The sequence below is a fragment of the Flavobacterium petrolei genome (genome assembly GCF_003314435.2).
In the GTDB taxonomy this organism is placed as follows: Bacteria; Bacteroidota; Bacteroidia; order Flavobacteriales; family Flavobacteriaceae; genus Flavobacterium; species Flavobacterium petrolei.
Map to the genome: position 1 here is coordinate 493,374 of NZ_QNVY02000003.1, position 25,848 is coordinate 519,221.

30 protein-coding genes and 1 tRNA gene are annotated in these 25,848 nt (G+C 33.5%); 18 read left to right on the plus strand and 13 right to left on the minus strand.

What is annotated here, in order from left to right:
* From DR871_RS11675 to DR871_RS11685, 3 genes are read right to left on the minus strand one after another with little or no spacing between them, the layout of a single operon-like run.
* The gene (locus DR871_RS11675) at positions 1-960 is read right to left on the minus strand and encodes an L-threonylcarbamoyladenylate synthase (RefSeq protein ID WP_113666446.1); all 960 of its coding nucleotides are present in this window, start codon (positions 958-960) and stop codon (positions 1-3) included.
* A 3-nt stretch (positions 961-963) separates the two neighbouring features.
* A complete protein-coding gene (locus DR871_RS11680) occupies positions 964-1,800 on the minus strand; it encodes a DUF6671 family protein (RefSeq protein ID WP_113666447.1) in 837 nt (278 codons plus the stop codon).
* A gap of 3 nt (positions 1,801-1,803) precedes the next feature.
* Entirely contained in the window at positions 1,804-2,094 is a 291-nt protein-coding gene (locus DR871_RS11685) for a hypothetical protein (RefSeq protein ID WP_113666448.1), read from the minus strand.
* Between the two features lie 465 nt (positions 2,095-2,559).
* Between DR871_RS11685 and DR871_RS11690 the strand changes: the two genes are divergently transcribed.
* Positions 2,560-3,501 (plus strand): LysR family transcriptional regulator, encoded by a 942-nt coding sequence (locus DR871_RS11690; RefSeq protein WP_113666449.1) that lies wholly within the window; start codon positions 2,560-2,562, stop codon positions 3,499-3,501.
* 158 nt (positions 3,502-3,659) lie between these two features.
* On the opposite strand, the gene DR871_RS11695 is transcribed toward DR871_RS11690, so the two are convergent.
* A complete protein-coding gene (locus DR871_RS11695; RefSeq protein WP_113666450.1) occupies positions 3,660-5,210 on the minus strand; it encodes a DUF2254 family protein in 1,551 nt (516 codons plus the stop codon).
* A gap of 262 nt (positions 5,211-5,472) precedes the next feature.
* Positions 5,473-7,578, minus strand: coding sequence for a TonB-dependent receptor domain-containing protein (locus DR871_RS11700; protein ID WP_113666451.1), 2,106 nt, complete (start codon positions 7,576-7,578; stop codon positions 5,473-5,475).
* A gap of 170 nt (positions 7,579-7,748) precedes the next feature.
* On the opposite strand from DR871_RS11700, the gene DR871_RS11705 reads away from it, so the two are divergent.
* The 12 genes from DR871_RS11705 (at position 7,749) to DR871_RS11760 (ending at position 17,122) form a co-directional block, all read left to right on the plus strand.
* Positions 7,749-8,150, plus strand: a complete 402-nt coding sequence (locus DR871_RS11705) for a DUF2721 domain-containing protein (RefSeq protein ID WP_113666452.1) — start codon at positions 7,749-7,751, stop codon at positions 8,148-8,150.
* Between the two features lie 158 nt (positions 8,151-8,308).
* Positions 8,309-9,205 carry an EamA family transporter gene (locus DR871_RS11710; protein WP_113666453.1) on the plus strand — a complete coding sequence of 299 codons (897 nt, stop codon included), beginning with the start codon at positions 8,309-8,311 and terminating at the stop codon, positions 9,203-9,205.
* A 67-nt stretch (positions 9,206-9,272) separates the two neighbouring features.
* Complete coding sequence (locus tag DR871_RS11715; RefSeq protein WP_113666454.1) at positions 9,273-9,626, plus strand: DoxX family protein; 354 nt, start codon at positions 9,273-9,275, stop codon at positions 9,624-9,626.
* A 4-nt stretch (positions 9,627-9,630) separates the two neighbouring features.
* Positions 9,631-10,239 (plus strand): alpha-ketoglutarate-dependent dioxygenase AlkB family protein, encoded by a 609-nt coding sequence (locus tag DR871_RS11720; protein WP_113666455.1) that lies wholly within the window; start codon positions 9,631-9,633, stop codon positions 10,237-10,239.
* A gap of 44 nt (positions 10,240-10,283) precedes the next feature.
* Positions 10,284-11,111 carry a sterol desaturase family protein gene (locus DR871_RS11725; protein WP_113666456.1) on the plus strand — a complete coding sequence of 276 codons (828 nt, stop codon included), beginning with the start codon at positions 10,284-10,286 and terminating at the stop codon, positions 11,109-11,111.
* A gap of 119 nt (positions 11,112-11,230) precedes the next feature.
* Positions 11,231-11,509 (plus strand): DUF2805 domain-containing protein, encoded by a 279-nt coding sequence (locus DR871_RS11730; RefSeq protein ID WP_066081282.1) that lies wholly within the window; start codon positions 11,231-11,233, stop codon positions 11,507-11,509.
* 65 nt (positions 11,510-11,574) lie between these two features.
* Positions 11,575-11,919: a hypothetical protein gene (locus DR871_RS11735; protein ID WP_113666457.1), complete on the plus strand. Its 345-nt coding sequence runs from the start codon at positions 11,575-11,577 to the stop codon at positions 11,917-11,919.
* Complete coding sequence (locus tag DR871_RS11740; protein ID WP_113666458.1) at positions 11,916-12,863, plus strand: alpha/beta hydrolase; 948 nt, start codon at positions 11,916-11,918, stop codon at positions 12,861-12,863. The genes DR871_RS11735 and DR871_RS11740 overlap by 4 nt, the downstream gene beginning before the upstream one ends.
* 51 nt (positions 12,864-12,914) lie before the next feature.
* Complete coding sequence (locus tag DR871_RS11745; protein ID WP_113666459.1) at positions 12,915-14,777, plus strand: M61 family metallopeptidase; 1,863 nt, start codon at positions 12,915-12,917, stop codon at positions 14,775-14,777.
* A gap of 589 nt (positions 14,778-15,366) precedes the next feature.
* On the plus strand, positions 15,367-15,729 hold the full coding sequence (locus tag DR871_RS11750) for a hypothetical protein (RefSeq protein WP_113666460.1): 363 nt from the start codon (positions 15,367-15,369) through the stop codon (positions 15,727-15,729).
* 167 nt (positions 15,730-15,896) lie between these two features.
* Positions 15,897-16,187 (plus strand): hypothetical protein, encoded by a 291-nt coding sequence (locus DR871_RS11755; RefSeq protein WP_113666461.1) that lies wholly within the window; start codon positions 15,897-15,899, stop codon positions 16,185-16,187.
* Between the two features lie 224 nt (positions 16,188-16,411).
* Positions 16,412-17,122, plus strand: coding sequence for a DUF4369 domain-containing protein (locus tag DR871_RS11760; protein WP_113666462.1), 711 nt, complete (start codon positions 16,412-16,414; stop codon positions 17,120-17,122).
* 168 nt (positions 17,123-17,290) lie between these two features.
* Here DR871_RS11760 and DR871_RS11765 read toward each other — a convergent pair whose 3' ends face one another.
* The 7 genes from DR871_RS11765 to idi form a co-directional block, all read right to left on the minus strand.
* Positions 17,291-17,755: a hypothetical protein gene (locus tag DR871_RS11765; RefSeq protein WP_113666463.1), complete on the minus strand. Its 465-nt coding sequence runs from the start codon at positions 17,753-17,755 to the stop codon at positions 17,291-17,293.
* Between the two features lie 128 nt (positions 17,756-17,883).
* A tRNA-Thr gene (locus tag DR871_RS11770) sits at positions 17,884-17,957 on the minus strand.
* A 78-nt stretch (positions 17,958-18,035) separates the two neighbouring features.
* Complete coding sequence (locus DR871_RS11775; protein WP_073209770.1) at positions 18,036-18,302, minus strand: hypothetical protein; 267 nt, start codon at positions 18,300-18,302, stop codon at positions 18,036-18,038.
* Positions 18,303-18,370: 68 nt separating this feature from the next.
* Positions 18,371-19,333, minus strand: coding sequence for a type I phosphomannose isomerase catalytic subunit (locus tag DR871_RS11780; RefSeq protein WP_113666464.1), 963 nt, complete (start codon positions 19,331-19,333; stop codon positions 18,371-18,373).
* 152 nt (positions 19,334-19,485) lie between these two features.
* Positions 19,486-19,941 (minus strand): peroxiredoxin, encoded by a 456-nt coding sequence (locus DR871_RS11785; protein ID WP_113666465.1) that lies wholly within the window; start codon positions 19,939-19,941, stop codon positions 19,486-19,488.
* Positions 19,941-20,351 (minus strand): 6-pyruvoyl trahydropterin synthase family protein, encoded by a 411-nt coding sequence (locus tag DR871_RS11790; protein ID WP_113635284.1) that lies wholly within the window; start codon positions 20,349-20,351, stop codon positions 19,941-19,943. Before DR871_RS11790 ends, DR871_RS11785 begins: the two co-directional genes overlap by 1 nt.
* 12 nt (positions 20,352-20,363) lie before the next feature.
* Entirely contained in the window at positions 20,364-20,912 is a 549-nt protein-coding gene (gene idi, locus DR871_RS11795; protein ID WP_113666466.1) for an isopentenyl-diphosphate Delta-isomerase, read from the minus strand.
* Between the two features lie 288 nt (positions 20,913-21,200).
* Between idi and msrB the strand changes: the two genes are divergently transcribed.
* The 4 genes from msrB to DR871_RS11815 all read left to right on the plus strand — a co-directional run bounded on the left by msrB (position 21,201) and on the right by DR871_RS11815 (position 24,917).
* A complete protein-coding gene (gene msrB, locus DR871_RS11800) occupies positions 21,201-21,761 on the plus strand; it encodes a peptide-methionine (R)-S-oxide reductase MsrB (RefSeq protein ID WP_113666467.1) in 561 nt (186 codons plus the stop codon).
* 1 nt (position 21,762) lies between these two features.
* A complete protein-coding gene (gene msrA / locus DR871_RS11805; protein ID WP_113666468.1) occupies positions 21,763-22,377 on the plus strand; it encodes a peptide-methionine (S)-S-oxide reductase MsrA in 615 nt (204 codons plus the stop codon).
* A gap of 209 nt (positions 22,378-22,586) precedes the next feature.
* Positions 22,587-23,894 (plus strand): amidohydrolase, encoded by a 1,308-nt coding sequence (locus tag DR871_RS11810; RefSeq protein ID WP_113666469.1) that lies wholly within the window; start codon positions 22,587-22,589, stop codon positions 23,892-23,894.
* 237 nt (positions 23,895-24,131) lie between these two features.
* Positions 24,132-24,917 (plus strand): CHAD domain-containing protein, encoded by a 786-nt coding sequence (locus tag DR871_RS11815; protein WP_113666470.1) that lies wholly within the window; start codon positions 24,132-24,134, stop codon positions 24,915-24,917.
* A 357-nt stretch (positions 24,918-25,274) separates the two neighbouring features.
* Here DR871_RS11815 and DR871_RS11820 read toward each other — a convergent pair whose 3' ends face one another.
* Entirely contained in the window at positions 25,275-25,454 is a 180-nt protein-coding gene (locus tag DR871_RS11820) for a hypothetical protein (RefSeq protein WP_113666471.1), read from the minus strand.
* A gap of 177 nt (positions 25,455-25,631) precedes the next feature.
* On the opposite strand from DR871_RS11820, the gene DR871_RS16425 reads away from it, so the two are divergent.
* Positions 25,632-25,781 carry a hypothetical protein gene (locus tag DR871_RS16425; protein ID WP_165355331.1) on the plus strand — a complete coding sequence of 50 codons (150 nt, stop codon included), beginning with the start codon at positions 25,632-25,634 and terminating at the stop codon, positions 25,779-25,781.
* Positions 25,782-25,848 lie beyond the last annotated feature (67 nt).

Genomic DNA, 25,848 nt, shown 5'->3' on the forward strand with positions numbered 1-25,848 from the left:
TTATTTTTGAGTGGCTCTTTTTAATCGGTCATTTATTGTTTTACCCAAGCCAAAATCTGGAAATCGTTCGGCAATAATGCAATCGAGATTGCAATGATCCAATCGATGCAAGGCAGCATACAGTTGTGAAGCTGCTTCTGCTAAATTTCCTGTCGGGGATAAAACTTCTTGTTGTACAATTTTGGGATCATTTACCTTGTTTTGGAATACGACAACTCCAATTTTTTGATCTGAAAACGGTATCAGCTTCTTCTTGACATCGGCTGTTAAAAAAGTCGTCGTTAAGGGTGCATAATGCTTAGAAAGCATACCTGGTGCCACTGGAGCGATATCATCATGGGTAATCATTTTCACTGGCCCAACAACTGCTTCAATATCCTCTACAGCCAAAGAACCCAGGCGGTACAAAATAGGCTCCCCATTTTCAAATCCTATGATAGTTGACTCTATTCCTCTTTGACAAGCTCCCCCATCTAAAACCATCGGCAATACCTCTTCAAAATAGTCCGCGACATGTGTTGCCGTAGTGGGACTGATAGAGCCAAAAGGATTGGCACTTGGAGCCGCTAAAGGATAGGCTAACTGATTCAGCAGGGCTAAGATTACTGGATGATTTGGAACTCTCACCGCCACTGTATCTTTACCACCAGTAACTAAATCCGGAATGGCAATTTGCTTTTTTAAAACTAAAGTTAAAGGTCCTGGCCAGAAAGCTTTCGCTAACAAGGCAGCTTTTTCAGGAATGTCTCTCGCTATTTCAGAAAGCGCAGCTGCGGATTTTATATGAACAATCAAAGGATTAAAAAATGGTCTTTGTTTCATCGTAAAAATACTCTCGATGGCTTTTGGACTATAGATATTCCCTGCTAATCCATAAACCGTTTCAGTAGGAATACCAATGATTTGATCTTGATCTAACAGCGCTACGGCCTTTTGAATCGAATTACTAATTGTACTCATATATTAAGGGTTACAGGAATCGCAAAATCCTGGTTCTTCGGTTGTTTTTTGATGGGGATACATTTTTTCGGAGCTAAAAGAACACTTCTTGCAGCTATAAATAAAACTCAATGTGGAACGAGTGGGTGCTGAACACCAAGAACAAGGCAAGCCCTGTTTCGCATCAGTCACACAAAAACCAGGTGTTTTACAACTTGGGCATTCGCTTTTTATCACGTCTACTAATTTTTGTGCAGCAATTTTGATTACACCCATTCGTGTGGGATTATACATCGCACGCATATCCGTTTCTGCATAGACACTTCCATGAGCAGACATCAAAAGCTGGAACGAATCCTCCAAATGACTGTTTGTCGTAATTCCTTTAACTAGTCCTGTGATGTCATCTGGCTTGGTTCTCAATAGTATGGCATGAGACGGGAATTGTACTTTATTTGCAAAATCCAAGAGCATTTCTGTATTGAGGATGTTTTCTCCGTAAAAATTAGTATTCAGACTCAGTTCGCGGACAACTATTTCCAAATCATTTTTTTTATCGATAAAAATTAAAAATTCGTCATCTGCTTGTGCAAAAAAAATAGAAGGATGCGAACCAAAAGAACCTTCACTGGCAATGCCCAGATCACAATCAAATTGTTCCATAGCCTCAAGACACTTTGCTCTTACGGTTTCCAATGCTGTATCTTTCCGATCTATTTCTCCGGAAAAAGTTCCAAAAATATCCGAGTCATAATTTTCAGGAACAAAGCACTGTACACTTAGTCCTTCTTCCAGAATCGGAACGATCACTTGTTCTTTTTTATGCTTCGTTGCAATCAATAATCGTCTGCCTTCAAACATTGCTTAATCCTTATTTTTTGCTTTAAGCACTACTTGAATAACACCTTCAATTTGCAAATCCATATCATTTACTGCCGCTTCCTTTATAAGCTCCTTAATGTACGCTGATGCATCTAAAAGTGTCTCTTGCCTTATTTTTGAATGCGGATTCTCTTTATTGAACCGAATCTGATTGCTAAATATTTCTAAATTATGATAGTTAATCTTACTGTTTATCAAAGAAAACAGTACTTTTCCTGCTTCTGATGGTGAAAACTCCCCTTCAACCAACTTAAATTGATATTCTTTTTTCATAGCGCTTTATAATAAAATTTTATTTTTTTGTAATGTATAGGTCGTGAAAAATATTCCTAAACCTAAAAACAGTGTAAAAAACAAGTTGTTAGGTTCTAGGATTGTCAATAGTATTCCAACAATTAGCCAAATCACCGCAAGGAGTAAACTAATTTTTATTTTTTTATTTTTCATAGGGATTAGTTTTTGTTATTTTATTTAAGCATATTCGGAATAACCGATCTTATTAAATTCTTCTCTGAATCAATTCAGAAGACTTTTTTAAATAAACTTTTTCACTAAATCCGATTGGCACCCGCTGCTTTGATAATTTTCAGAGTAGCATCCATGATTTCAGGACCTATTACGTCTCTTTTTGCGATTGTTATTCTTTGCATCTGTTTATGGTTTATTTTTTGACAAAGGTATATGGGGCTATTCATAAATTTTTATTTATATTTGTAATGATATACATAAAAAATATTTATGAACTATACACTCCATCAATTACAGGTATTCTTAAAAATAGCACAAAACGAGAGCATTACTAAGGCTGCGGCAGAACTTCATCTTACGCAACCCGCAGTTTCCATTCAATTAAGAAATCTTCAAGATCAATTTGACGTTCCATTAACGGAAGTAATCGGAAGAAAGCTTTATGTGACCGATTTTGGAAAAGAAATTGCCATGGCAGCTGAAAAGATTCTTAATGAAGTTCATGCCATCAATTATAAAACAATGGCATTTAAGGGGCAACTTACCGGAAAATTGAAAATTTCCGTCGTATCCACAGGCAAGTATGTTATACCCTATTTTTTATCTGATTTTCTAAAAATGAATCAAGGTGTAGAATTAAGTTTGGATGTAACCAATAAAATTAAAGTACTGAAAAATTTAGAAAGAAATGAAGTAGATTTCTCTTTAGTGTCAGTATTACCTGATTCGCTGCAAATTGAAAAAGTGGAATTAATGCCTAATTCGCTGTACCTTATTGCCAATAGTGATCAAAAAATAGCAACAGGAATCCAAGATAAAAGTATTATCGAAACCCTATCAATAATCTACCGGGAAGAAGGATCAGGGACAAGATTCGTAATGGAAAAATTTATTGAAAATAATCAGTTGACGGTTCCAAAAAAAATGGTTCTCACTAGTAACGAAGCTATAAAACAAGCTGTATTGGCCGGACTTGGATGTTCTATTATGCCTTTAATTGGAATCAAAAATGAACTCAACAATCGTGATTTACAAATAATCCCTGTAAAAGGTTTGCCAATTCAATCCAACTGGAATTTAATATGGTTAAAAGGCAAGAAGTTTTCACCGGTCGCTGCTGCCTATTTAAAATTCATACAAGAAGAAAAAACAAGAATTATCGAGCAAAAATTTAATTGGATCAATGTAATAAAGGATGTTAATCACGCATAGAACAAAATGATTTTGCACATGAGAACTTTGACATTTTTTTTAGTTTTTTAAATTTGCATTTCTGTCTCAAAATCGATTTTGACTACCGAGATCTTGTTAAGACCAAAAAATAGGCACCAATCTCGCTCATCAATAGCAGCTCAATTCATTTAAACTTTTTATGATAATTCATTTCCATTGTAATAAATTGTATCGGCTACCGTTTTGTAAGCTTTGAGATAATCAATCGCCTCAATTTCAGCAGTTGTAATTTCTGAATTATCCGAATAATGATTTGTTTCGTAATGATTTAAAACTCCTTTTAGTTCCAATGCTTTAATTTGTAACTGAGCTTTTTGTCTAAATCGAGACAATTCCTTCTCTACAATTACTAATTTTTCCTTTGATATTTTTAGCTTCCCTTTTTTGTATTGTGACAAGTTATAAATTTCAAGTAAATCCATTTCTTCAACTTGCTGGATTAAAATTTTCAAATTGAAAGGGTTTTCAACTAATGGTAAAATAATCCTTATCGATCTAATAATTCTCTTCACAACGGTAGGATCTTCTTTACCCCATTGAAAAATCTGATCGTAGCAAAAGTCAATAAATTCCTCAAAATTAAATTCATTTACCTGTATTTTTTTGGAGCCCAAAGTCCTGGAATCCGTTGAAGGAAATTCTCTTAAGGATAATTCTTTTGCTATTTCCCCTATTTGATCAATACAATTCAAACAAGTCGTTGGATCGTTCACCGCAGGAGAAATTGCTTTTATCGCAATATCTACCAATTTTCTCACACCAAAATTTACATCTTGCGTATGACTTCTGAACAACTTAACTTTAAATGTTGTGCTGACAATAGCTCCTATTTCTTTCTTCAAACGAAGTATCTGATTCATTTGGAGTTCCTCGCTAAAAACTAATACCATAAGCGTAGTGGTATCTTTCATGATAAATTCCCCTACAATAGGTTTTTGATAGGCGTTTTCAAAAAATACACCCACATCAGAACTACTGATATGTTCCGTTATTTTTTCCAGTTTTTTATAGTTTACGCTGTCCAAATAACCGGTTTCAAAAGGACTTACGATTTTTACTTGAAATTTATCCGGGTTAATTTTGGAACGTTTGTAAAGGAGGTTCTTTCCTATACTCCAATTTTCCTGATACAAATCATTGATTTCTTCAACCATTTCCGTTTTGATTCCATTTGTAATACTGGAAACATTCATGTTTATACTTAAATAGCTAATCATATTAGGGTAAGACCATACTAGACAATAAAAAGCAAGCAGAGAGCCTGAAGTAAGTGTTAAAAGAAAAGAAGTTTGATAAAAAACGGAAGCTAATTGCGGTAATACACACAACGAAATAGTACCCACAAACAATCCGATAAATTGTTGCATCTTGATGTTATTTGACAAAAAATGTCTCAAGATTCGGGGTGAAAACTGAGAGGATGCCAACTGCATCACAACAAAAATAACAGAGAAAGTAGTTAATGAAATTCCAATAAGAATGGAGATTAAAATAGTAGAAACAGGAATCAGCCGATTGTAAATTTCCATTTCATTGATTTTGAATTTCATTCCAAAATAAACATAATAGTCAATCGTCAGTAAAACAGACCCAATAATAAAAGCATAAATACCGCTGGTAAATGTGCCCATATGTTTTATACGATGTTCTAAAATACTTTTGACCCGTTGTCTTAATTTTTGTATCATAATTTAAATTTCAATAGATAAATATAGCCGAAATATGTCTTTATCCGAATGATTTAGCTTGCTTTATACATCAAACAGAAAAGTAGTTGAAAAAGTAAACTTAGCAAAAACTTATCAGAACTCATAAAAAGGGGAAATATTGGCGGCTTTCGTAAAGAGAGGTTTTCAGATTATTTGATTAAATTTTAAACCATAAAAAACCTGCAAGCGTAAACTTGCAGGTTCTTTTGTTTAAAATTGTCCAAAAATAAAAACAATATAGTTATTGATTCAAGATATTTCCTTCTTCTTTTTTCTCTTTATTCAATAAATTAGGATCCTCTTTTGCCAATTTGTTTTTGGTTGGAATTTTATAATTTACACTAAAGCCAAAACGACGTGTATCGTTTTTATTTGCTAATAACAAAGGCGTACCCACAGAACTGAACACAAATCGGTTCGAATTAAGGATATCATCCGCACTTATGGAAACCGATAATTGGTCCTTAAAAAACTTTTTAGAAAACGTTAAATCAAGCGTATTATTAAAAGGCTTCTCAGCAATGAAATAAAAATAATTCCCCTTAGACATGATGTAATTAAAGTTAGCTACAAACTTGATGTCTTTTGGCAACAGAATTTGAGACATCAAATTAAACATCCAGAAACCATTGGTCTTAATTTCGGGAATTTGATGAAACTGATATGCGGTATACACATATAAAAAGTTCATTTTATCCGGATTAATATTCATTTTTAAGGTTTCTTTAAGTCCTTTTGTAAACAACATATATGGAATTGGCATTCCCACATTAAAGTTATGAATTTTTATTTGAGGGACATTTACATTGGTATTAACCACGACATCATCCGTAAGCAATACTCTATTGATTACCTGATTTTGAGCAGAACTAACATTATATCCGATAAAAGCATAATCAAAAGCACTCAATTTTGCTTCGTAATTATCAAAAATTGTAGGCTGCAAATTCGGGTTTCCAGAGTAATCAATATTTGGATTCTGATAATTGGTGTTGTTTGGATTTAAAGCAGTAGTGCTTGGCAAACTTATTTTCTTGTTGTAATTCACATTAAAATAAACAGAATTACTGAAATTATATTGGGCACTTGCATTTGGAAAAAAACGGAATTGTTTAAACGGAATTAAATCAGCGGTATTGGTTTTACCGGTGATATTGTAATCCTCAGCTCTACCGCCCACAATAAAATTGAACTTATCAAATTTAGTTTGTAACTCACCGTAAGCTGCTGCTGTTTTTCGTTGATAATCCAAGTTCACAATTTCCATGTTTTGGGTTTCAAAAAGAAGCGCTTCATACAAACCACCAAAGCTTATTTTCCCTTCATCAGAAAATGCAATTGGTTGTGAGTAATCAACTTTAGCATTGTACAACCGCTGCGTCGAAGCATTATCTAATAGTGTAGCATTATTAGTTCTAGAATTCAGTGTGAAATCATTTTGATTGCTGTTGTAATTGAATTTGAAATCTAATTTTTTAGATTTATCCTCAAACTTTTTTTGGAAAGTAATAACAAAATCATGACGCAAAGCATCCGTAAAGGAATCATCATTAGTACTGAAACCGGGACCGTTTCCTAATGTATTGCTATTATTGTTGCTGTAGTTCACATCGTAATTAAATAACAATCGGTCGTTGCCAATATCAAACGTAAGTGCAGATTTTGCAAAATTAGTACGTCCGAAACGATCTGCCTCAGTTGTGGAAAGTAACGAAGTTGTGTTATTTTCATTTTTAGTAAGTGAAGTCCACACAGCGGATTCTCTGTAATTTTGTCCAACATTCAATTGCCATCCAAAATATTTATTCTTAGCGCTCAGCAACAGACTATTATTGATTCTCCATCGCAAATGATCGTAACTCGTAAAATTAGTACTGTTGGTATACGTAGCGCTTAAATAATTTTTAGCGTTTTTATTCGTGATGATATTCATAATGGCACCACCCGAAGTAGCAGGAAACTCAGCTCCTGGTTGCGTGATGATTTCAATTTTTTCAATGGCATTCGCAGGCATTCCTTCCAGAAAAGAATTTAATTCATTTGAGGTAATATTAAGCGGTCTTCCGTCCATAAAAACATCCAACTGTTTGCCTTGATACATCATCCCGGCCACATCTGAAGCGATAAGTCCCGGCAGTTTTTTTATTCCTTCTAATACAGATCCGGAATTCAAACTGGGCTGACTGGAAAAATCAAATATAGTTCTATCCGCTTTTTGCTCAACTGCTTTTTTAGTTTTTACAATCGCAACTTCATTCAATTCAACAGCCTTTTTGGGCTCTTCTTGGGCTGAGAGTGTGAATATTGCTCCTAAAAAAAACATACTTAAAAAATAATTTTTTTTCATCGTTTCTATTTGTGTTACTCCTTTAGTAGCACTATAATTCTAAATGTTACCAAAAAATGAACTGATTTTGGAAAATTGTTATATTTCACAAGACTAAAAGATCGATTTTAACACAGAATAACGAACTTTGCAACTCTTTACTAAAATAAAATTCCAAAACTAAATCCAAAATGATTTTACAAATAGAAACTCCTGCATTACTTTTTGGCGCAACCTCGTTGATTTTATTGGCGTATACCAATCGCTTTTTGACCATTGCCACAATCGTAAGAGGTTTAAAAAAAACCTACAAGGAAAAACAAAATGACATGATTTTATTGGAAATCAAAAACCTTAACTTACGATTGACTTTGATTCGCAACATGCAAATGGCGGGCGTTTTAAGTCTGTTTTTATCTGTTTTTGCCATGCTGTTATTGTTCTTGGAACAGCAAACAGCCGGAATTTATCTTTTTGGTCTGAGTTTATTAGGATTATTAATTTCATTGGGATTGTCGTTCTGGGAAATCAGTATTTCAGTAAATGCATTGCGATTGCATTTGAGTGATTTAGTCGAGAAAGAAGCGAAATGAAACCTACATTCATCTAAAACACCTTAGTTCATACTTTAACCACCTCACTGCGAAGCGAAACCAAAAGAGAATAACAGTCTCAAATATTAAGTACCAATTTATACCTCATAACTAGGAACTAAACCCTATCTTTGCCCGCTTTTTAAAATTGAAAAAAAATGATAAAGAATAATGTATTAAAAGGGGTTTTCCTGGTAGGCCTTGGTGCAACGAGTTATGGGATGCTGGCTACTTTTGTAAAAATAGCCTACGGTGAAGGTTTCACTACACCCGAAGTTACCATTGCGCAATTTGTATACGGAATCACGGGAATGCTGCTGATTAATATGTTCCAAAAAGCTAAAAAAGGAAATGACGTTGTAAAAGCCTCCAAAAAAAACATTACGCAACTAATGTTGGCGGGAACTTCGCTGGGAATGACGAGTATTTTTTATTATTTAGCCGTTAAATACATTCCCGTTTCTATTGCTATCGTTTTATTGATGCAAACCGTTTGGATGGGTGTTTTATTCGAAATGATTTTAGAAAAGAAATTACCTTCCACTCAAAAAATCATATCGGTAATCATCGTATTATTTGGAACGGCGCTTGCCACAAATTTGATTCAAAGCAAAATAGAATTAGACTGGCGCGGAATCGTTTTGGGACTATTGGCTGCAACTTCCTTTACCACAACCATGTTTACAGCTAATCGAGTAGCCACACATGTTTCGTCAGCGCAACGCAGTTTATTCATGCTCCTTGGTGGTGCAGTAATTGTAACCGGTTTTGCAATTGCTACACAAACAACTCCTTTCAATTTTGAGATTTTCATGAAATGGGGAATAATTCTGGCTCTTTTTGGAACTATAATTCCACCTTTATTATTCAACGCTGGTTTCCCTCTTACCGGAATTGGACTTGGAAGTATTGTTTCGGCACTGGAACTTCCCGTATCAGTACTGATGGCGTATTTTCTTTTAAGCGAAAAAGTAATTCTGCTTCAATGGGTTGGAATTATTTTAATCATCTTAGCAATTGTGATTATGAATGTGAATTTTAAGAAAAAAGCTTAATTTCTATTTAAAACATTTGTGCTAATTTCATTTAAATTTTTATAAATTCGTGATAAATAACTTTATTATGAATTTACCTTGGCATTTATATGTGATGGCTTTTGTTTACTTTATTGCAGGATTAAACCATTTCAGAAACCCGAGATTGTACCTGAAAATCATTCCGCCTTATTTCCCAAATCCAAAATTATTAAACCAAATTAGCGGTTTAGCCGAAATAATTTTAGGGATATCATTGTGTATTCCGGTGCTTTCAAGCTACGCTGCATGGGGAGTTATTGCTTTATTAATTGCTGTTTTCCCAACGCATTTGTACATGTATTTCGATGAAAAAGCAAGAATGGGTTTACCAAAATGGGTTTTGCTTTTGCGAATGCCTTTACAATTAGTTCTTATTTTCTGGGCGTACCAATACACATAATCCAGTGAAATCACTTTTCGAATCCACATCAGAACCTATATTCCTTGACTTGCCGGACGCTGAAATTATCTATTACCCTCAGTTTTATGACAAAGAGCAAGCGGATATTATTTTTGCCGAATTAGTAAAAGATATTCCTTGGCAACAAGATGAAATTAGAGTTTATGGTAAAATTCATCCGCAACCCCGTTTGACGGCTTTGTTTGGAAACGAAGGAAAACCCTATTCGTATTCGAATATAACTATGCAACCATATCCTTGGAATTCGCTTTTGCAAAAACTAAAAACGGAAATCGAAAAGGTTTCGGATACCATTTTCACAACCGTTTTACTCAATCAGTATCGCGACGGAAAAGACAGCAACGGCTGGCACGCCGATAACGAAAAAGAATTGGGAACAAATCCGGTGATTGCCTCGTTGAGTTTTGGCGCCGAACGTACGTTTCAATTGAAACATAATTTGGACAAAGACCTTAAAAAAAATATCATTTTACAACATGGAAGTTTGCTGCTGATGAAAGGAACCACGCAGCATTTCTGGAAACACCAAATCCCGAAAACAGCAAAACCCATTAACCCAAGAATAAACCTTACTTTTCGCGTTATCAAATAGATATTTTCCAAAAATGTATTAAATTTGAAATAAATACTCCAATTATGAATGATATTATTGCTTATTTTTCTACCATTCCATCTTCACACCGAAGCTTAATTCTTGTGAGCGGAATTACATTTTTTTGGTTACTTGAAAATGCTTTTCCGCTTTTCAACTTTACCTACAAAAAATGGCAGCATGCGGGAATAAATATATTTATGACCTTTACTACTATTGTAGTCAATTTTTGTCTCGCATTTATTTTATTAAAAACTGCCGATTGGACTATTGCCAATAATTTTGGAATTCTACAATGGCTGCCTGAAATGTCTTTATGGATTTACGCTTTCATCGGATTACTTTTATTGGACTTAATTGGCGCGTATCTGGTGCATTTAGTGGAGCATAAAACCAAATTCTTATGGCGTTTCCATTTGATCCATCATACGGATACTTGGATTGACACCACAACTGCAAACCGACATCATCCTGGCGAAAGTGTGATTCGGTTTACCTTTACGGCATTAGGTGTTTTAATTATTGGAAGTCCCATGTGGCTGGTTTTTCTGTATCAAACCTTATCGGTTGTGGCCACACAATTCAATCATGCTAACATTTCACTTCCGAAAAAAGTGGACACTATTCTGAGTTATTTTATCGTTTCTCCGGATATGCACAAAGTACACCATCATCATGTTTTGCCCTACACGGATAGTAATTACGGAAATATATTTTCGATTTGGGACCGACTTTTTGGAACTTTTATGACACTTCCAAAAGAAGAAATCATCTACGGAATCGACACTTACCCGCATCCGGAAGACCACAATGAATTAAAAAGTTTATTAAAAATACCCTTTCAAAAACCACCATTGAAAGAAATTAGGTGAAAAGAATAAAAAAAATGGCCTTTTGAGAAAATCTAATTATTTTTTTTCTTAATATTGGTATCAAATTAGAAATGTAATTTATTAATCATTAACAACTTATTTGAATTAATTTTCACGTGATGAAAAAGAGTAACCGAAAAGAATTGAACTGGGAGCAAACAGAAAAACTTGTTACAATGGCTTTAGAAGAAAAAAATCCTTTTGAAATCATAAAAAAAGAATTTGGTCTGGCAGAAAAAGAGATTCTTGAGATAATGAAAAAGAAGATGCCGGCAGAAAAATTTGAAATGTGGAAAAAGAAAGCTACTGCAAATAAACCAAAACCAAAACCCGTTAAAATTGATGATTTTGATGAAGATTTGGATGGCAAATATTACATAAAAAACAAACTAGACTAAACTATGAAACTCCTGATATCCGGGAGTTTTTTCTTTTTAAAAATATTCGATTTACACCTCAAATTATGGTTTCAATAACATCAAATGAAGATGAATTTATTTTTGATATTCAAGGAAGTCACAAATTTTGGGCTTTCGAAAATAAGATTAGGGTACCAAAAGACAAAATAATTCGCGCATATCAAAGCAAAGATGAATTCACGTTTTGGATTGGATGGAAAATGCCGGGTACCCAATTACCTTGGGTTATTACTGCCGGAACCTATATAAAAAAGGGCAAACGTAATTTTTGGGATGTTTGCAATAAAAAAAATGCGATTATTGTCGAACTCAAAGATTCCTACTACCATAAACTAATTATTGAAGTTGAAAATCCGGAATTAACGCTGAACTTATTAAATATAAAATGAAAAAATCTCTCCTGCTCCTACTACTATTGTTTTCTATATTCAGTTTTTCTCAAACAGAATCAGCAACTAAATCTTTTAATGAAGAAGAAATCGCTATAAATGCATTGATAACTGGTTCGCTGTATACCCCATTAAAACAAAATAAAAAGACAAATCTTGTGCTACTTATTGCAGGTTCAGGTCCAACGGATAGAGATGGAAATCAAAAAGGATTAACCAATAATTCCTTAAAATATTTATCCGAAGAATTAGTAAAAAATGATATTGCCGTTTTTAGTTATGATAAAAGAATCTTTGCTCAAATGAAAAGTGGAACCGTAAATGAGGCAACGCTTACTTTTGATGATTTTATTACCGATGCGACATCAGTTTTATTGTTTTTTAAAAATCAAAAAAAGTATAATAAAATTATAATTGTCGGACACAGTGAAGGTTCATTAATAGGAATGATTGCCGCAAAAGACAAAGCTGATGGTTTTATTTCTTTGGCTGGAGCCGGAAGAACTATTGATGCCGTTTTAGTTGAACAAATCACAAAACAAGCGCCTTTTCTAAAAGAAGAAACACAAAAAAATCTTGATATCCTGAAAAGCGGAAAAACTTTCGAATTAAAAAATCCGATGTTAGCTTCCATTTTTAGAGAAAGCATTCAACCCTACATGATTTCGTGGATAAAATACAATCCGCAAATGGAACTTGCAAAATTACAAATGCCAATCGTAATAATCAACGGAACCAAGGATATACAAGTTTCAGTTCAAGAAGCAGAACTACTAAAAAAAGCAAAGCCGGGGGCTGAACTCGTTTTGATTGAAAATATGAATCATGTTTTTAAAGAAATCAAAGGTGATGACGCTGAAAACATGAAATCATATACTAATCCTGATTTACCAATAGCTCCAAAATTAACAAGCACAATAACAGCCTTTGTAAAATCATTGTAAACTGTAACATTTTTACAATTAGGAAGACTAACAGATAAAAAATAACAACAAATGAAAAGAATTATTTTTGCATTAGCATTTGCTTCAGTTCTTTGGAGCTGTAAAACTGGAACCTCAGCTGTCACTGCTGTAGCAAAAGAACAAGTAGAAGTTGCCATTAATTTAAATGATATTAAAGAGGATAAAGTGATGGTTACCATTACCTCGCCAAAGATCACCACCGAAGAAGTAACGTACAGCGTGCCTAAAATTGTTCCTGGAACGTATTCTATTGATGATTACGGGAAATACATCGATGACTTCAAAGCATTTGACAGCAAAGGAAACGTACTTTCTACCACAAAAACCGATGATAATACGTGGAATATTAAGAACGCAAAATCATTGGTAAAAATCACTTATCTGGTTAATGATACTTTCGATACTGAAAAAGGTGGCGGTTTTGGTCAAAACGATATTTTTTCTCCTGCGGGAACAAATATTGATGCGGGTAAAAACTTCATGCTGAACATGCATGGATTTGTGGGTTATTTCCAAGACAAAAAAGATCTTCCTTATACGGTAAGCATCTCACATCCTGAAACGCTTTGGGGCGCAACCTCAATGACGGACCAAGACACAAGCACTACAAATGACGTGTTTACTACTCCTAGATACGCTGAACTAGTTGAGAACCCAATTATGTATGCAAAACCGGACTACACTACTTTCGCAGTAGATGGAATGGAAATCCTTATTGGTGTATATTCTCCAACCGGAAAAGTAACTGCAGAAAGCATTACTCCAGAAATGAAAACGATGATGATCGCGCAAAAAACGTTTTTAGGAAAAATCAATGCTACTAAAAAATACACTGTTTTACTGTATTTATCGAGCATGACGCCTACTGACGCAAAAGGATTTGGAGCTTTGGAACATCCTACAGCTACAACAGTTGTTTTACCGGAAATGATGCCTAAATCAGAATTGGTAAAATCAATGAAAGATGTCGTATCACATGAATTTTTTCATATTGTAACGCCACTAACGATTCATTCTAAAGAGATTCATTATTTTGATTACAACACGCCTAAAATGTCAGAACATTTATGGATGTATGAAGGGGTAACAGAATATTTTGCAAATCTTTTCCAAATAAACCAAGGGTTAATTACGGAAGAAGAGTTTTATACACGTATGGCAGAAAAAATTGAGCATGCAAATGCTATGAATGACACTATGCCTTTCACCACAATGAGCGCAAATGTATTGACAGAACCGTACAAAGCACAATACTTAAATGTATATGAAAAAGGAGCACTTATTGGAATGTGTCTCGACATCATCATCAGAGAAAAAAGCAATGGAGAAAGAGGAATTCTTGATTTGATGCAAAAATTATCTAAGGAATATGGTGCATCAAAACCATTTAATGATAATGAGCTTTTCGCTAAAATCACTTCATTTACCTATCCTGAAGTAGGCGCTTTTTTGACAACTTATGTATCTGGCGCAACTCCAATTCCGTATGAAACATATTTAGCTAAAGTAGGAGTTGCAAAATCTACAGAAAAAGTACCTGGAAATGTATTCCTAAAAGGACAATCTCCTTACATTACTGTGAATCAAGCCACCAAAGAAATTTTTGTTATTCCAAATATCGAGTTAAATGTTTTTTATACCAATTTGGAATTAAAAGGTGGAGATATCTTAGTTTCTATCAATGACAAACCGTATTCATTAGACAATATCTATGAAATGATTACTGAAAGTCAGAGCTGGAAAGAGAATGATGCTATTGCCGTAAAAATAAAACGTGATGGTAAAGAACAAGTAATCAAAGGAAAAGTTAAACTTCCTTACGAAGAAAAAGAAGGATTAAGAGCAACTGATGCGACAAAAAAAGCGTTGAAAGAAGCTTGGTTTAAAGCATAAATCCTAAAATAATTTTGAGAAATCCCAAACTAGAAATGGTTTGGGATAATTATCTAAAAGCTTTTATAAACGGCACTTAAATTACCAACGTTACACAAATCTTACGCAAACTACATTAGTTAAAGAAATCCAAAAATATTTTAAACCACTAATTTGTGGTACGTGAATTTTCGAGACGACGGCAAACAGTTTCTATCCAGATTAAATTATAATCAGTTAAAGGATCATAAAAAGAAGCAAATTTATTTTGAAGAGTTGTCCAATTAATACTAAAAAATTGCGTTCCGTTTGGAATCCAAACATAAAAGAAAAGCAGATAGATAAAAGTGAATTGACAGTTACAGAAGAGTTTGATATTGCTCTAAAATAAAAGAAGACCGTTTAAAAAATAATTTCTATCTTAATCTAAGGTCTAAAGTTAACCGTTTAAAAAACGCAATCAAGTCTTTAAATTTTAGTACTGTTTAAATAGTAAGTTTAAAAACAAGACATTACAAAATTATACTAAACATAACAGTTGATTTGTTGCAAATCAGTGATAATTCATACAACCAATATTTAGTATACATCATTACAACTATTTTTACAAATGACTGATTTTAAGAAGGATACAAACAACGAAATATTCCAGAATGCAGTTTTGTCTCTGCGTTTGCGGTTTCCTGTGGCTGAAATTTCACGGTATACTAAAGAAAGCAAAGGTAATATTAGTAACTTTTTAAACGATAAAAAACCCGTTCCAGACACCTTTCTTAAAACCTTTGCCGAAGCGTTTAAAATTGATTTAAAAGAGTTTGGATATACTAACGGATTAATTAAAGCAGAGACAAAAAATCCCCCACCAGAAAGTGAAGGATTCTTTAAAGAAGACTACAATCGTTTAATTAATGAAAACGATTTTCTGAAAGAAACAATAAGGGATTTATTGAAAATCTTAGTAGCCAAACTATAACTTTTAATAACAGATTAATGAGGTCATTTCTAAACCGTAGTAAATAAATCATAATAATTAGTAGGTAAACTTGTTAGATTTATTATAATTTTTACAGCATTTAATAGTTCTAATTTTCTAATTATAAACTATTTACTTCAAACATTATTTTATAAAAATTTAACATTATGACAATAGAAGATTTAGATAATCGAATGTTACAGCTATACGATGAGTTAAGAAATAGAGGCGTGTTAAAGTATAAACGTGCCTTTTGTGCTGCATGTGGTTTACCAGAGCAAAACCTTTCTAATATTAGAAATAAAGTAAACCACTTTAATCTTATTCATGTGGCTAATATTTGCAAGTTCTACAATTTAAATGCAAATTGGATCATTGACACCTCTGAAAAGGAACTATTTAGGAGAACGACCGTTACACAAATATTACACAAACTGCAATTAAAAGACGAAATTTAAGAACCAATCACTTCGTGAAGACTGAGATTAATTTTTTTAAAGTACCGTTATAGCTTAAAAATGGTTTGGGATTTTTTTTTGTAAAATTTGGATGCGTTACCAAAATCTTTCCAACAATTTTCTTTATTTTGCGCCAAAATACAAACAACAATTAAATCGCAATCGTTCCAATAAAATTGTAATAAGAATGGCGATTCCCTATTCAAAACAAACTTTAACTTCACATGAAAAAATCAATTATTGCATTCGTTACACTTACCCTGATAGCCTCTTGTAACAAGAATGAATCTAAAGGCAATGTTCACATTACCGGAAATATTAAAGGATTAAAAAAAGGAACTCTTTATATTCAAAGAGTTGTTGACACAAGTTTAGTAGCCATTGACACTATAAATATTGATGGAAGTGCTGCTTTCGAAAGCAATCTTGACCTACAATCTCCCGAGATGCTTTATTTGTTCTTAGACAGAGGCGTGAGTAATTCTTTGGATAATAATATCCCGTTCTTTGCAGAACCAGGCAACATCACAATTGAAACTAGTTTAGAAAGTTATTTGTCCGATGCCAAAATCACAGGATCAAAAAATCAAGAGATATTCGAAGAATATAAAAAAATAAATACTCGTTTCACTGATGAAAATCTTTCGCTGATTGAAAAAAAATTCAATGCCATCAAAAACCAAAACACAAAAGCTATAGATAGTCTGGCTGCAAAACAGGATTCTAATATCAAAAGAAAGTATTTATTCGCTACTAATTTTGCCTTGAACAACAGGGATTACGAAGTATCGCCTTTTATTGCACTATCTGAGATTTACGATATCAATGTAAAATATTTAGATACCATTCAGAAATCAATGTCTCCAAAAGTAGCAAAATCACTTTACGGAAAAAAATTAACAGCATATATCGCAACAATCAAAAAACAGCAGTAATTATATGAGAAAACGAAAGTTTCAAAAACTCCAAGTTTTTCTCTAAATGTTACACCAATTTAAAACTAAAATTAAAAAACCATCTTGCTAGGCAAGATGGTTTTTTGCATATATAATTAGGAGTAGATTCAAATTCTCTATAAAAGTGTTTTAGAATCCACAAACAGATTAAACAGTACTGGAAGCAATTCCTGCAACAATCATTCCTACAAACATTAAAAGGTAAAGAGAGAAAACAACCACAGTCATGATTCCAATGTATTTGTAATGTGATTTTAGATATTCTAAGGAAGTTGTCAAGGTATCGGAATCGTTGTTTTTGAAGGCCGCTTTAGCATTTGACGCAAATTTATTCAAGTAATACACCGGAAAGAAATAAAGCAATGCAATTAGAAAGTACACCACTGCCATCACAATCCCAAAAGAAGATCCCATCGCGCCCATGGCAGGATTCATTTTGCCCATAGCGGAGAATAATGTCCCGGCGAATAAAGCAGCAAAAATAATAAAGCCAATTCCTATGTAGCCAAGTATGGATAAAAAATAGGCCCACTTTGCCGTTTCTTTTAAAAAGTCTTTAGCTGACTCATTAAGTTTCATCTCGAAACTTTCAATAACTGAATGCTCTTCCATAATGTATTAGTTTTAGGTTAGATTTCAAATTTAACAAAAAAATTAGCACATTACATAAAAATACAATTAAATTGTTATTTTGTCTAAAACAAAAAACCACCTAACAAAAGTTAGATGGTTTTATTAAGAGCCGGCGGAGGGACTCGAACCCACGACCTGCTGATTACAAATCAGCTGCTCTAGCCAACTGAGCTACGCTGGCGACTCATTACGGGTGCAAATATAAGACTGAATTTCTTTTTTCCAAAACAAATTCAAACTTTTTTTGCGTTTTTTTTGACTACAATTCGTTGATTTTAGCAATCAATTGATTAGCAGTTTGTTCCAATTCAACGTTGATTTGTTTGAAGTGCGCTTTTTTATCTTCTACCTTTTTTGCGTTCACTTTTGTGATCAAAGCGTCAAAAGCAGCGATAGCTTCGTCGATTAAAGCATTAGTTTCTGTTGTTGGTTTTCCTGTAGTAGAAATTTCGAACAAGTAAACTGCTTCAATAATATCTCCTAAAACGTAGTTGATGTCTTTTTTTAAATTCTTAACGTTTGCCATTTTTATTTTTTTAAAATTTGAATTTTAATTTGCGTCTGCAAAAGTACACATAATCTTTCTATTACCGACTATGAAATGTAAATTTCTAAAATCGATGCTTTTCCATTGAGAATGAATGCATTCATTGCCGCAGGAATCAAAACAGTATCTCCTTTTATATATTGCGTTTTTGAGTTGTTGTATTCTATTTCAAAGGATCCCTCAACACACATATAAACAGTAAAGCTTTCTATTGATTTAGAAACTGAAATTGCTCCGTCCAAAGGAATATAGTTAGTGGTAAAATAAGGACAATCTACCACAGTATTGGATTGATTGCTTTTATTGGTATATGATTTTTTAGTTTCTACCTTATTGTAATTAATTGCCTCCAAAGCCAAATCAACATGCAACTCTCTGGTATTCCCATTAGCATCTACACGGTCAAAATCATACAATCGATAGGTAATATCTGAAGTTTGTTGAATCTCAGCCACCACAAGCCCCGCACCAATAGCGTGAACAGTTCCGGTTTCTAAAAAGAAAACATCTCCTGATTGTACTTGTACATCATCCAGAATAGAAAGTAAGGTTTTATTTTTTAGGTTTTCTAAATACGCATCAGCATTTGAATTTTCTTTAAAACCTACAATTATACGTGCATTATCATCTGCTTGCATGATGTACCACATTTCGGTTTTCCCAAAAGAATTATGGCGTTTTTTTGCCAATTCATCATTTGGATGAACTTGTATGGACAAATCCTCTCGTGCATCTAAATATTTAAAAAGTAATGGAAATTGCTTTTCAAAACGAGCATGAACAGCAGTTCCCAAAATTTCATCAGGGAACAAATTGATTAATTCAGTCAATGATTTTCCCTTCCATTCTCCGTTTGCAACAATACTTACGTCACCTTCTACGGTAGACAGCTCCCAGCTTTCTCCTGTGATATTAGAAGTAATTGGCTTATGAAGTAGCGTTTTTAGTTTTTCGCCACCCCATATTCTCTCTTTTAAAATGGGCTCAAATTGTAAAGGATAAAGTTTCATTCAGGTAATTTTTTTTTAAGTCGTAAGGTATAAAAAATCCATATTGTTTAAGCCAAAATAGACCTCCATTTACAGAAACCGGTAAATAACGAAAAAACAAAGCATAAATAGACATCCGTCAGAATCGGTTTCCGGTAGCTTTCTGCAATAAATCACACTAATTTTTTAATGGCTTCTAGCGCTTTGGGAATATGTTTTGTTGCCAGCATACTGTCAAAAATCATTTGGACCACGCCATTTTTATCAGTTACATAGGTCACTCTTCCCGGAAGCAATCCGAACATTCCGGTGGGAACACCAAAAAGCTTTCTGATTTTTTTATCTGAATCCGACAAAAGAATAAAAGGGAGCTTGAATTGCTTAGCAAATTTTTGATGTGAGCCAACACTATCACTGCTAATTCCTATTACTTCCGCACCAAGATCCTTAAAATCCTCGTACTGATCTCTAAAACTACAAGCTTGGGCGGTACAACCCGGTGTATTGTCTTTTGGATAAAAATAAATAACAAGCGGTTTATGTCCTACTACAGTTGCACTGTCAAAATCAATTCCATTAGTATCTTTAGCTCTGAAATTGGGAATTGTATCCCCTACTTTTAGTTCCATTATTCTCCTCTATAGGTTACAAAATTACGAGGTGTTTCATAAAGAACCACTTCTAATTCAAATTCAGGCTTGATTCTTTTTCTGATTTTATTCCAAATAACCACCACAATATTTTCGGCGGTAGGATTCAAATCCTGAAATTCCGGAACATCTAAATTCAGATTTTTATGATCAAACTGATTTTCAACATCTTCTTTAATAATGTCACTTAGAAATTTCACATCCATTACATATCCTGTTTCAGGATCTATTGCTCCGGTAACACTAACAATCAATTCGTAATTATGCCCATGGAAATTAGGATTATTGCACTTACCAAAAATCGCATCGTTTTGCTCAAACGACCAATCTTTTCTGTATAATCTGTGAGCCGCATTAAAATGGGCTTTCCGTGAAATGGTAACTTTCATAAAGTTTATGAATTATATGTTATTTGGGGACAAAGGGCTTTTGTGTTCTTCCAGAAAATGATAAAATTCATCAAAAATAATTTTGAACCAAACCGTATATAATGCCGGCTGAAGGACCATATCCATTTTCACGTCTTCAATTTTCATCCATTTCCAATCCTCGACTTCCTCCGGATTGATAACTGGTTCCTCGTTATAATAGCCAATCATCACATGATCAAGTTCATGCTCTGTCAGACCATTATCAAAAGGGGCTTTATAAATAAAATGGAAAAGTTCTTTCAGTTCCGTTTTAAAACCCATTTCTTCAAATAATCTTCGGCTTCCAGCCTGAACATTTGTCTCTCCCTCACGCTGATGACTGCAACATGTATTGGTCCACAACAAAGGGGAATGGTATTTTTGATGTGCCCGTTGTTGTAACATGATTTCGTTTTTGCTGTTTAAGACAAAAACCGAAAAAGCACGATGCAGGACCGCTTTTTCATGTGCTTCAAGCTTAGGCATCAATCCTATTTGCTCATCCTTCTCATTAACTAATATTACGTTTTCTTCTAACATATCGATGTATTTCAGGTCAAAAATACAAAAAAAGAAATGGTATCTGAAGGGTTTTTGAAATTGTGAAAAGTTTAACGAGTGTTGAATATCCTAAAATTCTAATTTTATATTGCTAAAAATACACTGCTTATTTACAGATTATTATACTTTAAACTTTTAAAACTATAAACAATAATTTTTCGTATATACAGAAAAGTCATCACGGAATAAAAATAAAATTCAATTGCAAAGTAAGCGTCATTTTATAATTTAAAACCGCTTTACATTTGTGATTTAAATACAAAAAAAATGAAAACAAGAAATCAGTTACTAAGCGTGTTATTTTTAATACCGCTGTTCATGTTCACAGCTTGTGCGCAAACAACAAAAAAACAAGGAAACACAAAAAAAACAATCGCAATGGAAAATACTATTAAAAAACCCGGAAATCCCTATTATTCCAACACGGATACAACAAAACTCAACGTAAGCGATGCCGAATGGAAAAAAGTACTGCCGGAAGATGTATATGAGGTGACCCGTAATGCAGATACGGAAAGACCTTTTACAGGAAAATATTGGAATACTGACGACAAGGGAACTTATTATTGTGCCGCCTGCGGCAATAAACTATTTCGTTCAGGCGCTAAATTTTCAAGCAATTGTGGCTGGCCAAGTTTCTTTGAACAAGACAATAAAAACAGTGTGGTTTATAAAACAGATAATTCTCTTGGAATGGAAAGAATCGAAGCACTTTGTGGAAGATGTGACGGTCACTTAGGACATCTTTTTGATGACGGGCCAGAACCAACAAAAAAAAGATATTGTATGAATTCAATTGCACTTGATTTTATCCCTGATAACAAATAATATGAAGAGACTATTTTTAGTGTGCCTTTTGGCAACAACCAGTTTGTTTGCCCAAAGTAAAGCACCCAAACAATCCAATCTTGAATCCATCACTTTAGCCGGCGGTTGTTACTGGTGTGTGGAAGCAGTTTATGAAAATTTAAACGGAGTTCAATCAGCAATATCAGGTTATGCAGGCGGTAAAAATGTGAATCCGACCTATGAAGATGTATCCACGGGAAGGTCCGGTTATGCCGAAGTGGTCCAGATTACTTATGACAAAAACGTAACGAATCTAGATGAAATTTTCAAAGTCTTTTTTACGGTTCATGATCCAACTACGCTAAACCGTCAAGGTGCCGATGTAGGAACACAATACCGTTCTGCCATTTTTTATAAAAATGAAGTTCAAAAGAAAGCTGCACAAACAGTTATCAATGACCTGAAAAAAGCTAAGATTTATGACAGCTCAATAGTGACCACAATAGAACCCCTGACCAAATTTTACAAGGCAGAATCCTATCATCAGAATTACTTTGAGAATAACAAAACTCAGCCTTATTGCCAGATGGTAATTCAACCCAAAATGGAAAAGTTTGAAAAACTATTTAAGACCAAATTAAAGAAGCAAAAATAAATTCGTAAGCTGCCGCCTTGTTGTAATAAACAAGGCGGTTTTTTTTTATATTCTACTCAAATAAAGATACTTTACGCCACTATTTAAAATTCCCTTCTAGCAAAATAATTTTGCTATATTTGTTTCAAACCAACTTTATTAAATACCAAAACAGACTAAATTTCAATTAAAATAAAGCTGTTACCCAACCAAAATTCAAACTATAACTAATGAAAAAAACTATTCTTTATGCTGGCTTATTTACGTATTCCATTTTTGCTACAGCACAAAATTCCGAGCTAAAAATCAAAGTAGCTCAAAAAGCAGCGACATTAGAACCCAAAGTTATTACTTGGAGAAGAGATTTTCACCAAAATCCAGAATTAGGAAACAGGGAATTTAAAACTGCCGAAAAAATAGCCGCACACCTGCGTTCTCTGGGTATTGAGGTTCAAACAGGAGTAGGTAAAACTGGAGTTGTGGGTATTCTAAGAGGAGGAAAACCAGGTCCGGTTGTTGCTCTCAGAGCTGATATCGATGCATTACCTGTAAAAGAACGAACAGACATTCCTTTTGCTTCCAAAGCAGAAGGGGAATATAATGGTCAAGTAGTTCCTGTTATGCATGCTTGTGGGCACGATACACACATTGCAATTTTAATGGGAACAGCCGAAATTTTAGCATCTATAAAAAATGATTTAAAAGGAACCGTTAAATTCATTTTTCAACCTGCTGAAGAAGGACCGCCTGAAGGCGAAGAAGGAGGAGCACCATTGATGATCAAAGAAGGCGTCCTTGCGAATCCCAATGTAGATGTTATTTTCGGATTGCATATTAATGCTCAAACAGAAGTTGGCAAAATAAAGTATCGCCCAAAAGGTACAATGGCAGCATCAGATTGGTTTAAAATAAAGATAATGGGCAAACAAACGCATGGCGCTTATCCATGGCTTGGAATTGACTCCATTGTTACCGCTTCTCAGATTATAATGGGATTGCAAACCATTGTTAGCCGAAATGTAAATATAACAGAATCAGCAGCAGTTATAAGTGTTGGACAAATAAATGCAGGAGTACGAAGCAATGTCATTCCAGAGGAACTTACAATGAATGGTACCATACGTTCTCTGGACAGCAAAGTACAGCAGATGGTTCATTTAAGAATAAAACAAGTTGCAACGGCAATAGCCGAAAGTGCCGGAGCCACTGCAGATGTAACCATAACCAACAAAACTGCTATTACCTACAACGACCCATCATTGACCGAAAAAATGATTCCAACATTAGAAGCTGTTGCTGGCAAAGAGAATGTTCTACTGACTCCTGCTGTTACAGGTGCCGAAGATTTTTCGTTTTATCAGGAAAAAATACCGGGTCTTTATTTCTTTTTGGGTGGCGCGCCTAAAGGCAAACCAATATCAGAAACTGCTCCGCATCACACTCCCGACTTTTATATTGACGAGGGTGGTTTTGTATTAGGAATGAAAGCGATGTCCGAATTAACAATAGACTACATGGAAATGAATGCAAAAAAATAAAACCTTAAAACTTAAAATTTTAAAAATTTTAAAAAAAACAACCGAAAAGAGATTTTCGGTTTTTTTACGCCTTTAAGTGAAGATAAAATTACAAACAACTGATTTACATAAACTTAAATATATTTTTCACCATTTTTTTGTAAATTTACTTCAATAACTTGAACTGTTTCCATACAAAGGATTTTAAAAACCGTATAAGGAATTTATAGAAAATCAAATCAATTATTAGCCTGTAAAATGAAAGAACTTGTAACATATTTTAAAACCAGAAAAAGTGCTTTGAACCTCATTTTGGAAAAAGCACCCGAATCATATACTGTCGAAAATTTTCATGAACTCCGAGTTGAAATCAAGAAAATGAAAGCATTATTTGAGTTGACTGCCTTTTGTAACAGGAATTTTAAACCAAGAAAAACCTTTAAACCTTACAGCGTTATTTTCAAACAAGCCGGAAGAGTAAGAGAACATCAACTGCAACAAACCATTCTTGAGGAACAACCCTGTTTTAATTTACTAAAAAAATATCCGAATCAACTAAAAAAGCTTGAGACCAAAGAAATACAAAAATTTTTCTTGCTGGCAAATAAACGCTTGACCAAAAAGTTAAAAGAAAAATACCCCATAATTATCGATTTTTTAGCAAAAACAGGCAAAAAAAAAGTAAATCGCTACCGGAATAGAATGAGAAAGGTGATAAAAAAACTAATTCGTAAAGATATTTTTAAAAAGAATGAAATGCATCATTTTCGGAAAAGATTAAAAGTGTACCAATACAATGAGAAAATCTTCCCTATTGACCCATCAAGAAAACTGATTTCAACTCAAACGGTATTGTCGGATATGCTCGGAGAATGGCACGATTACGAAGTTGCTATCCTCCATTTGAAAAAAACAATCCCATTTTATAAGACAAATTCAAAAGAAAGAAAGCATCTTAAAACTATCAAGGCGGTGGTAAGTTTAAAAAGAGAATTGTTATTTCATAAAATAAATGCAACTTTACCTTGCAATGCTTTGGTGTAATAAATAGAATTCAAAAAACTATCCACTAAGCTAATCCTGCAGTGTTTTCATAAATAATATCAAAATCAATAATAGCATGCGCCAAAACGGAATTAAACGCTGGAGCATTTAGAACAGTTATGCTTGAAATTGATGAACCACTGCGGAATAAGATTAATAATACGTCCTTATATTAGCACTTATTCTGCTACTAAACTTTCTAGATATGCCAAGAATCTGGATATTATACCCCTACTATTTTCGCTTGTTAAATTTTTTTTTTCAACTTTTTCAAATTCGTTAAAAGTAGAAATAAAGAAGGTAACGAAACATAAAATTACCACTACTGTCATGATAATTAATTCTACATTTTCCATATTATTTTTTGAGTTTAAGGTTTAAAAATATTAGAAACCCTAAAATTGTTGGGGGCCATAAACCAATAAAAATAGCACGCTGAGGATCTTTTAATACAATGTAAAAATATTCAGAAGTAAAAATCAACGCCACAACCAGTACTAAAATTAAAATTTCAGATTTTTTAAATTTTTCAAACATATTTATACTTTTATGATTTCTTATTAAATCTACTTCCTAAAAGATAGATTCGGTAGTAAAATTAAAGTGCTTTAAAAATAAATCAATTATTATTTTACTAATAACTATTGATTGTAATCGAAATAAACAAAGAAGATAATGTATAAAAATTAGGATTAAAGAAAAACACAAATAAACATGACCATCAGTATACAAAATTATCGTATTGTATTATGGACAAAAAAAGATACTGACAGTCCAAAACTGCCTATAGAAACAGAGAATAAATCATTATTTTGGAAAATAAAAAACAGTATGAGCACGCAATCAATCACTATTAGTTTTTAACATCTGAGAATCTAAAAATCTACAACGTAACGAAAAAGCATAACATCCAATTTAAAAAAACTAAACA

What these genes read in the sequence shown, in the direction of transcription:
- DR871_RS11760 (WP_113666462.1), top strand. Translation starts at nt 16,412, where the DNA reads ATGAAAAAATCAATTATTGCATTCGTTACACTTACCCTGATAGCCTCT.
- DR871_RS11690 (WP_113666449.1), top strand. Translation starts at nt 2,560, where the DNA reads ATGAACTATACACTCCATCAATTACAGGTATTCTTAAAAATAGCACAA.
- msrA (WP_113666468.1), top strand. Translation starts at nt 21,763, where the DNA reads ATGAAGAGACTATTTTTAGTGTGCCTTTTGGCAACAACCAGTTTGTTT.
- msrB (WP_113666467.1), top strand. Translation starts at nt 21,201, where the DNA reads ATGAAAACAAGAAATCAGTTACTAAGCGTGTTATTTTTAATACCGCTG.
- DR871_RS11685 (WP_113666448.1), bottom strand. Translation starts at nt 2,094, where the DNA reads ATGAAAAAAGAATATCAATTTAAGTTGGTTGAAGGGGAGTTTTCACCA.
- DR871_RS11765 (WP_113666463.1), bottom strand. Translation starts at nt 17,755, where the DNA reads ATGGAAGAGCATTCAGTTATTGAAAGTTTCGAGATGAAACTTAATGAG.
- DR871_RS11735 (WP_113666457.1), top strand. Translation starts at nt 11,575, where the DNA reads ATGGTTTCAATAACATCAAATGAAGATGAATTTATTTTTGATATTCAA.
- DR871_RS11785 (WP_113666465.1), bottom strand. Translation starts at nt 19,941, where the DNA reads ATGGAACTAAAAGTAGGGGATACAATTCCCAATTTCAGAGCTAAAGAT.
- DR871_RS11725 (WP_113666456.1), top strand. Translation starts at nt 10,284, where the DNA reads ATGAATGATATTATTGCTTATTTTTCTACCATTCCATCTTCACACCGA.
- DR871_RS11710 (WP_113666453.1), top strand. Translation starts at nt 8,309, where the DNA reads ATGATAAAGAATAATGTATTAAAAGGGGTTTTCCTGGTAGGCCTTGGT.
- idi (WP_113666466.1), bottom strand. Translation starts at nt 20,912, where the DNA reads ATGTTAGAAGAAAACGTAATATTAGTTAATGAGAAGGATGAGCAAATA.
- DR871_RS16425 (WP_165355331.1), top strand. Translation starts at nt 25,632, where the DNA reads ATGACCATCAGTATACAAAATTATCGTATTGTATTATGGACAAAAAAA.
- DR871_RS11810 (WP_113666469.1), top strand. Translation starts at nt 22,587, where the DNA reads ATGAAAAAAACTATTCTTTATGCTGGCTTATTTACGTATTCCATTTTT.
- DR871_RS11740 (WP_113666458.1), top strand. Translation starts at nt 11,916, where the DNA reads ATGAAAAAATCTCTCCTGCTCCTACTACTATTGTTTTCTATATTCAGT.
- DR871_RS11715 (WP_113666454.1), top strand. Translation starts at nt 9,273, where the DNA reads ATGAATTTACCTTGGCATTTATATGTGATGGCTTTTGTTTACTTTATT.
- DR871_RS11780 (WP_113666464.1), bottom strand. Translation starts at nt 19,333, where the DNA reads ATGAAACTTTATCCTTTACAATTTGAGCCCATTTTAAAAGAGAGAATA.
- DR871_RS11680 (WP_113666447.1), bottom strand. Translation starts at nt 1,800, where the DNA reads ATGTTTGAAGGCAGACGATTATTGATTGCAACGAAGCATAAAAAAGAA.
- DR871_RS11675 (WP_113666446.1), bottom strand. Translation starts at nt 960, where the DNA reads ATGAGTACAATTAGTAATTCGATTCAAAAGGCCGTAGCGCTGTTAGAT.
- DR871_RS11775 (WP_073209770.1), bottom strand. Translation starts at nt 18,302, where the DNA reads ATGGCAAACGTTAAGAATTTAAAAAAAGACATCAACTACGTTTTAGGA.
- DR871_RS11755 (WP_113666461.1), top strand. Translation starts at nt 15,897, where the DNA reads ATGACAATAGAAGATTTAGATAATCGAATGTTACAGCTATACGATGAG.
- DR871_RS11700 (WP_113666451.1), bottom strand. Translation starts at nt 7,578, where the DNA reads ATGAAAAAAAATTATTTTTTAAGTATGTTTTTTTTAGGAGCAATATTC.
- DR871_RS11730 (WP_066081282.1), top strand. Translation starts at nt 11,231, where the DNA reads ATGAAAAAGAGTAACCGAAAAGAATTGAACTGGGAGCAAACAGAAAAA.
- DR871_RS11695 (WP_113666450.1), bottom strand. Translation starts at nt 5,210, where the DNA reads ATGATACAAAAATTAAGACAACGGGTCAAAAGTATTTTAGAACATCGT.
- DR871_RS11705 (WP_113666452.1), top strand. Translation starts at nt 7,749, where the DNA reads ATGATTTTACAAATAGAAACTCCTGCATTACTTTTTGGCGCAACCTCG.
- DR871_RS11790 (WP_113635284.1), bottom strand. Translation starts at nt 20,351, where the DNA reads ATGAAAGTTACCATTTCACGGAAAGCCCATTTTAATGCGGCTCACAGA.
- DR871_RS11815 (WP_113666470.1), top strand. Translation starts at nt 24,132, where the DNA reads ATGAAAGAACTTGTAACATATTTTAAAACCAGAAAAAGTGCTTTGAAC.
- DR871_RS11745 (WP_113666459.1), top strand. Translation starts at nt 12,915, where the DNA reads ATGAAAAGAATTATTTTTGCATTAGCATTTGCTTCAGTTCTTTGGAGC.
- DR871_RS11750 (WP_113666460.1), top strand. Translation starts at nt 15,367, where the DNA reads ATGACTGATTTTAAGAAGGATACAAACAACGAAATATTCCAGAATGCA.
- DR871_RS11820 (WP_113666471.1), bottom strand. Translation starts at nt 25,454, where the DNA reads ATGTTTGAAAAATTTAAAAAATCTGAAATTTTAATTTTAGTACTGGTT.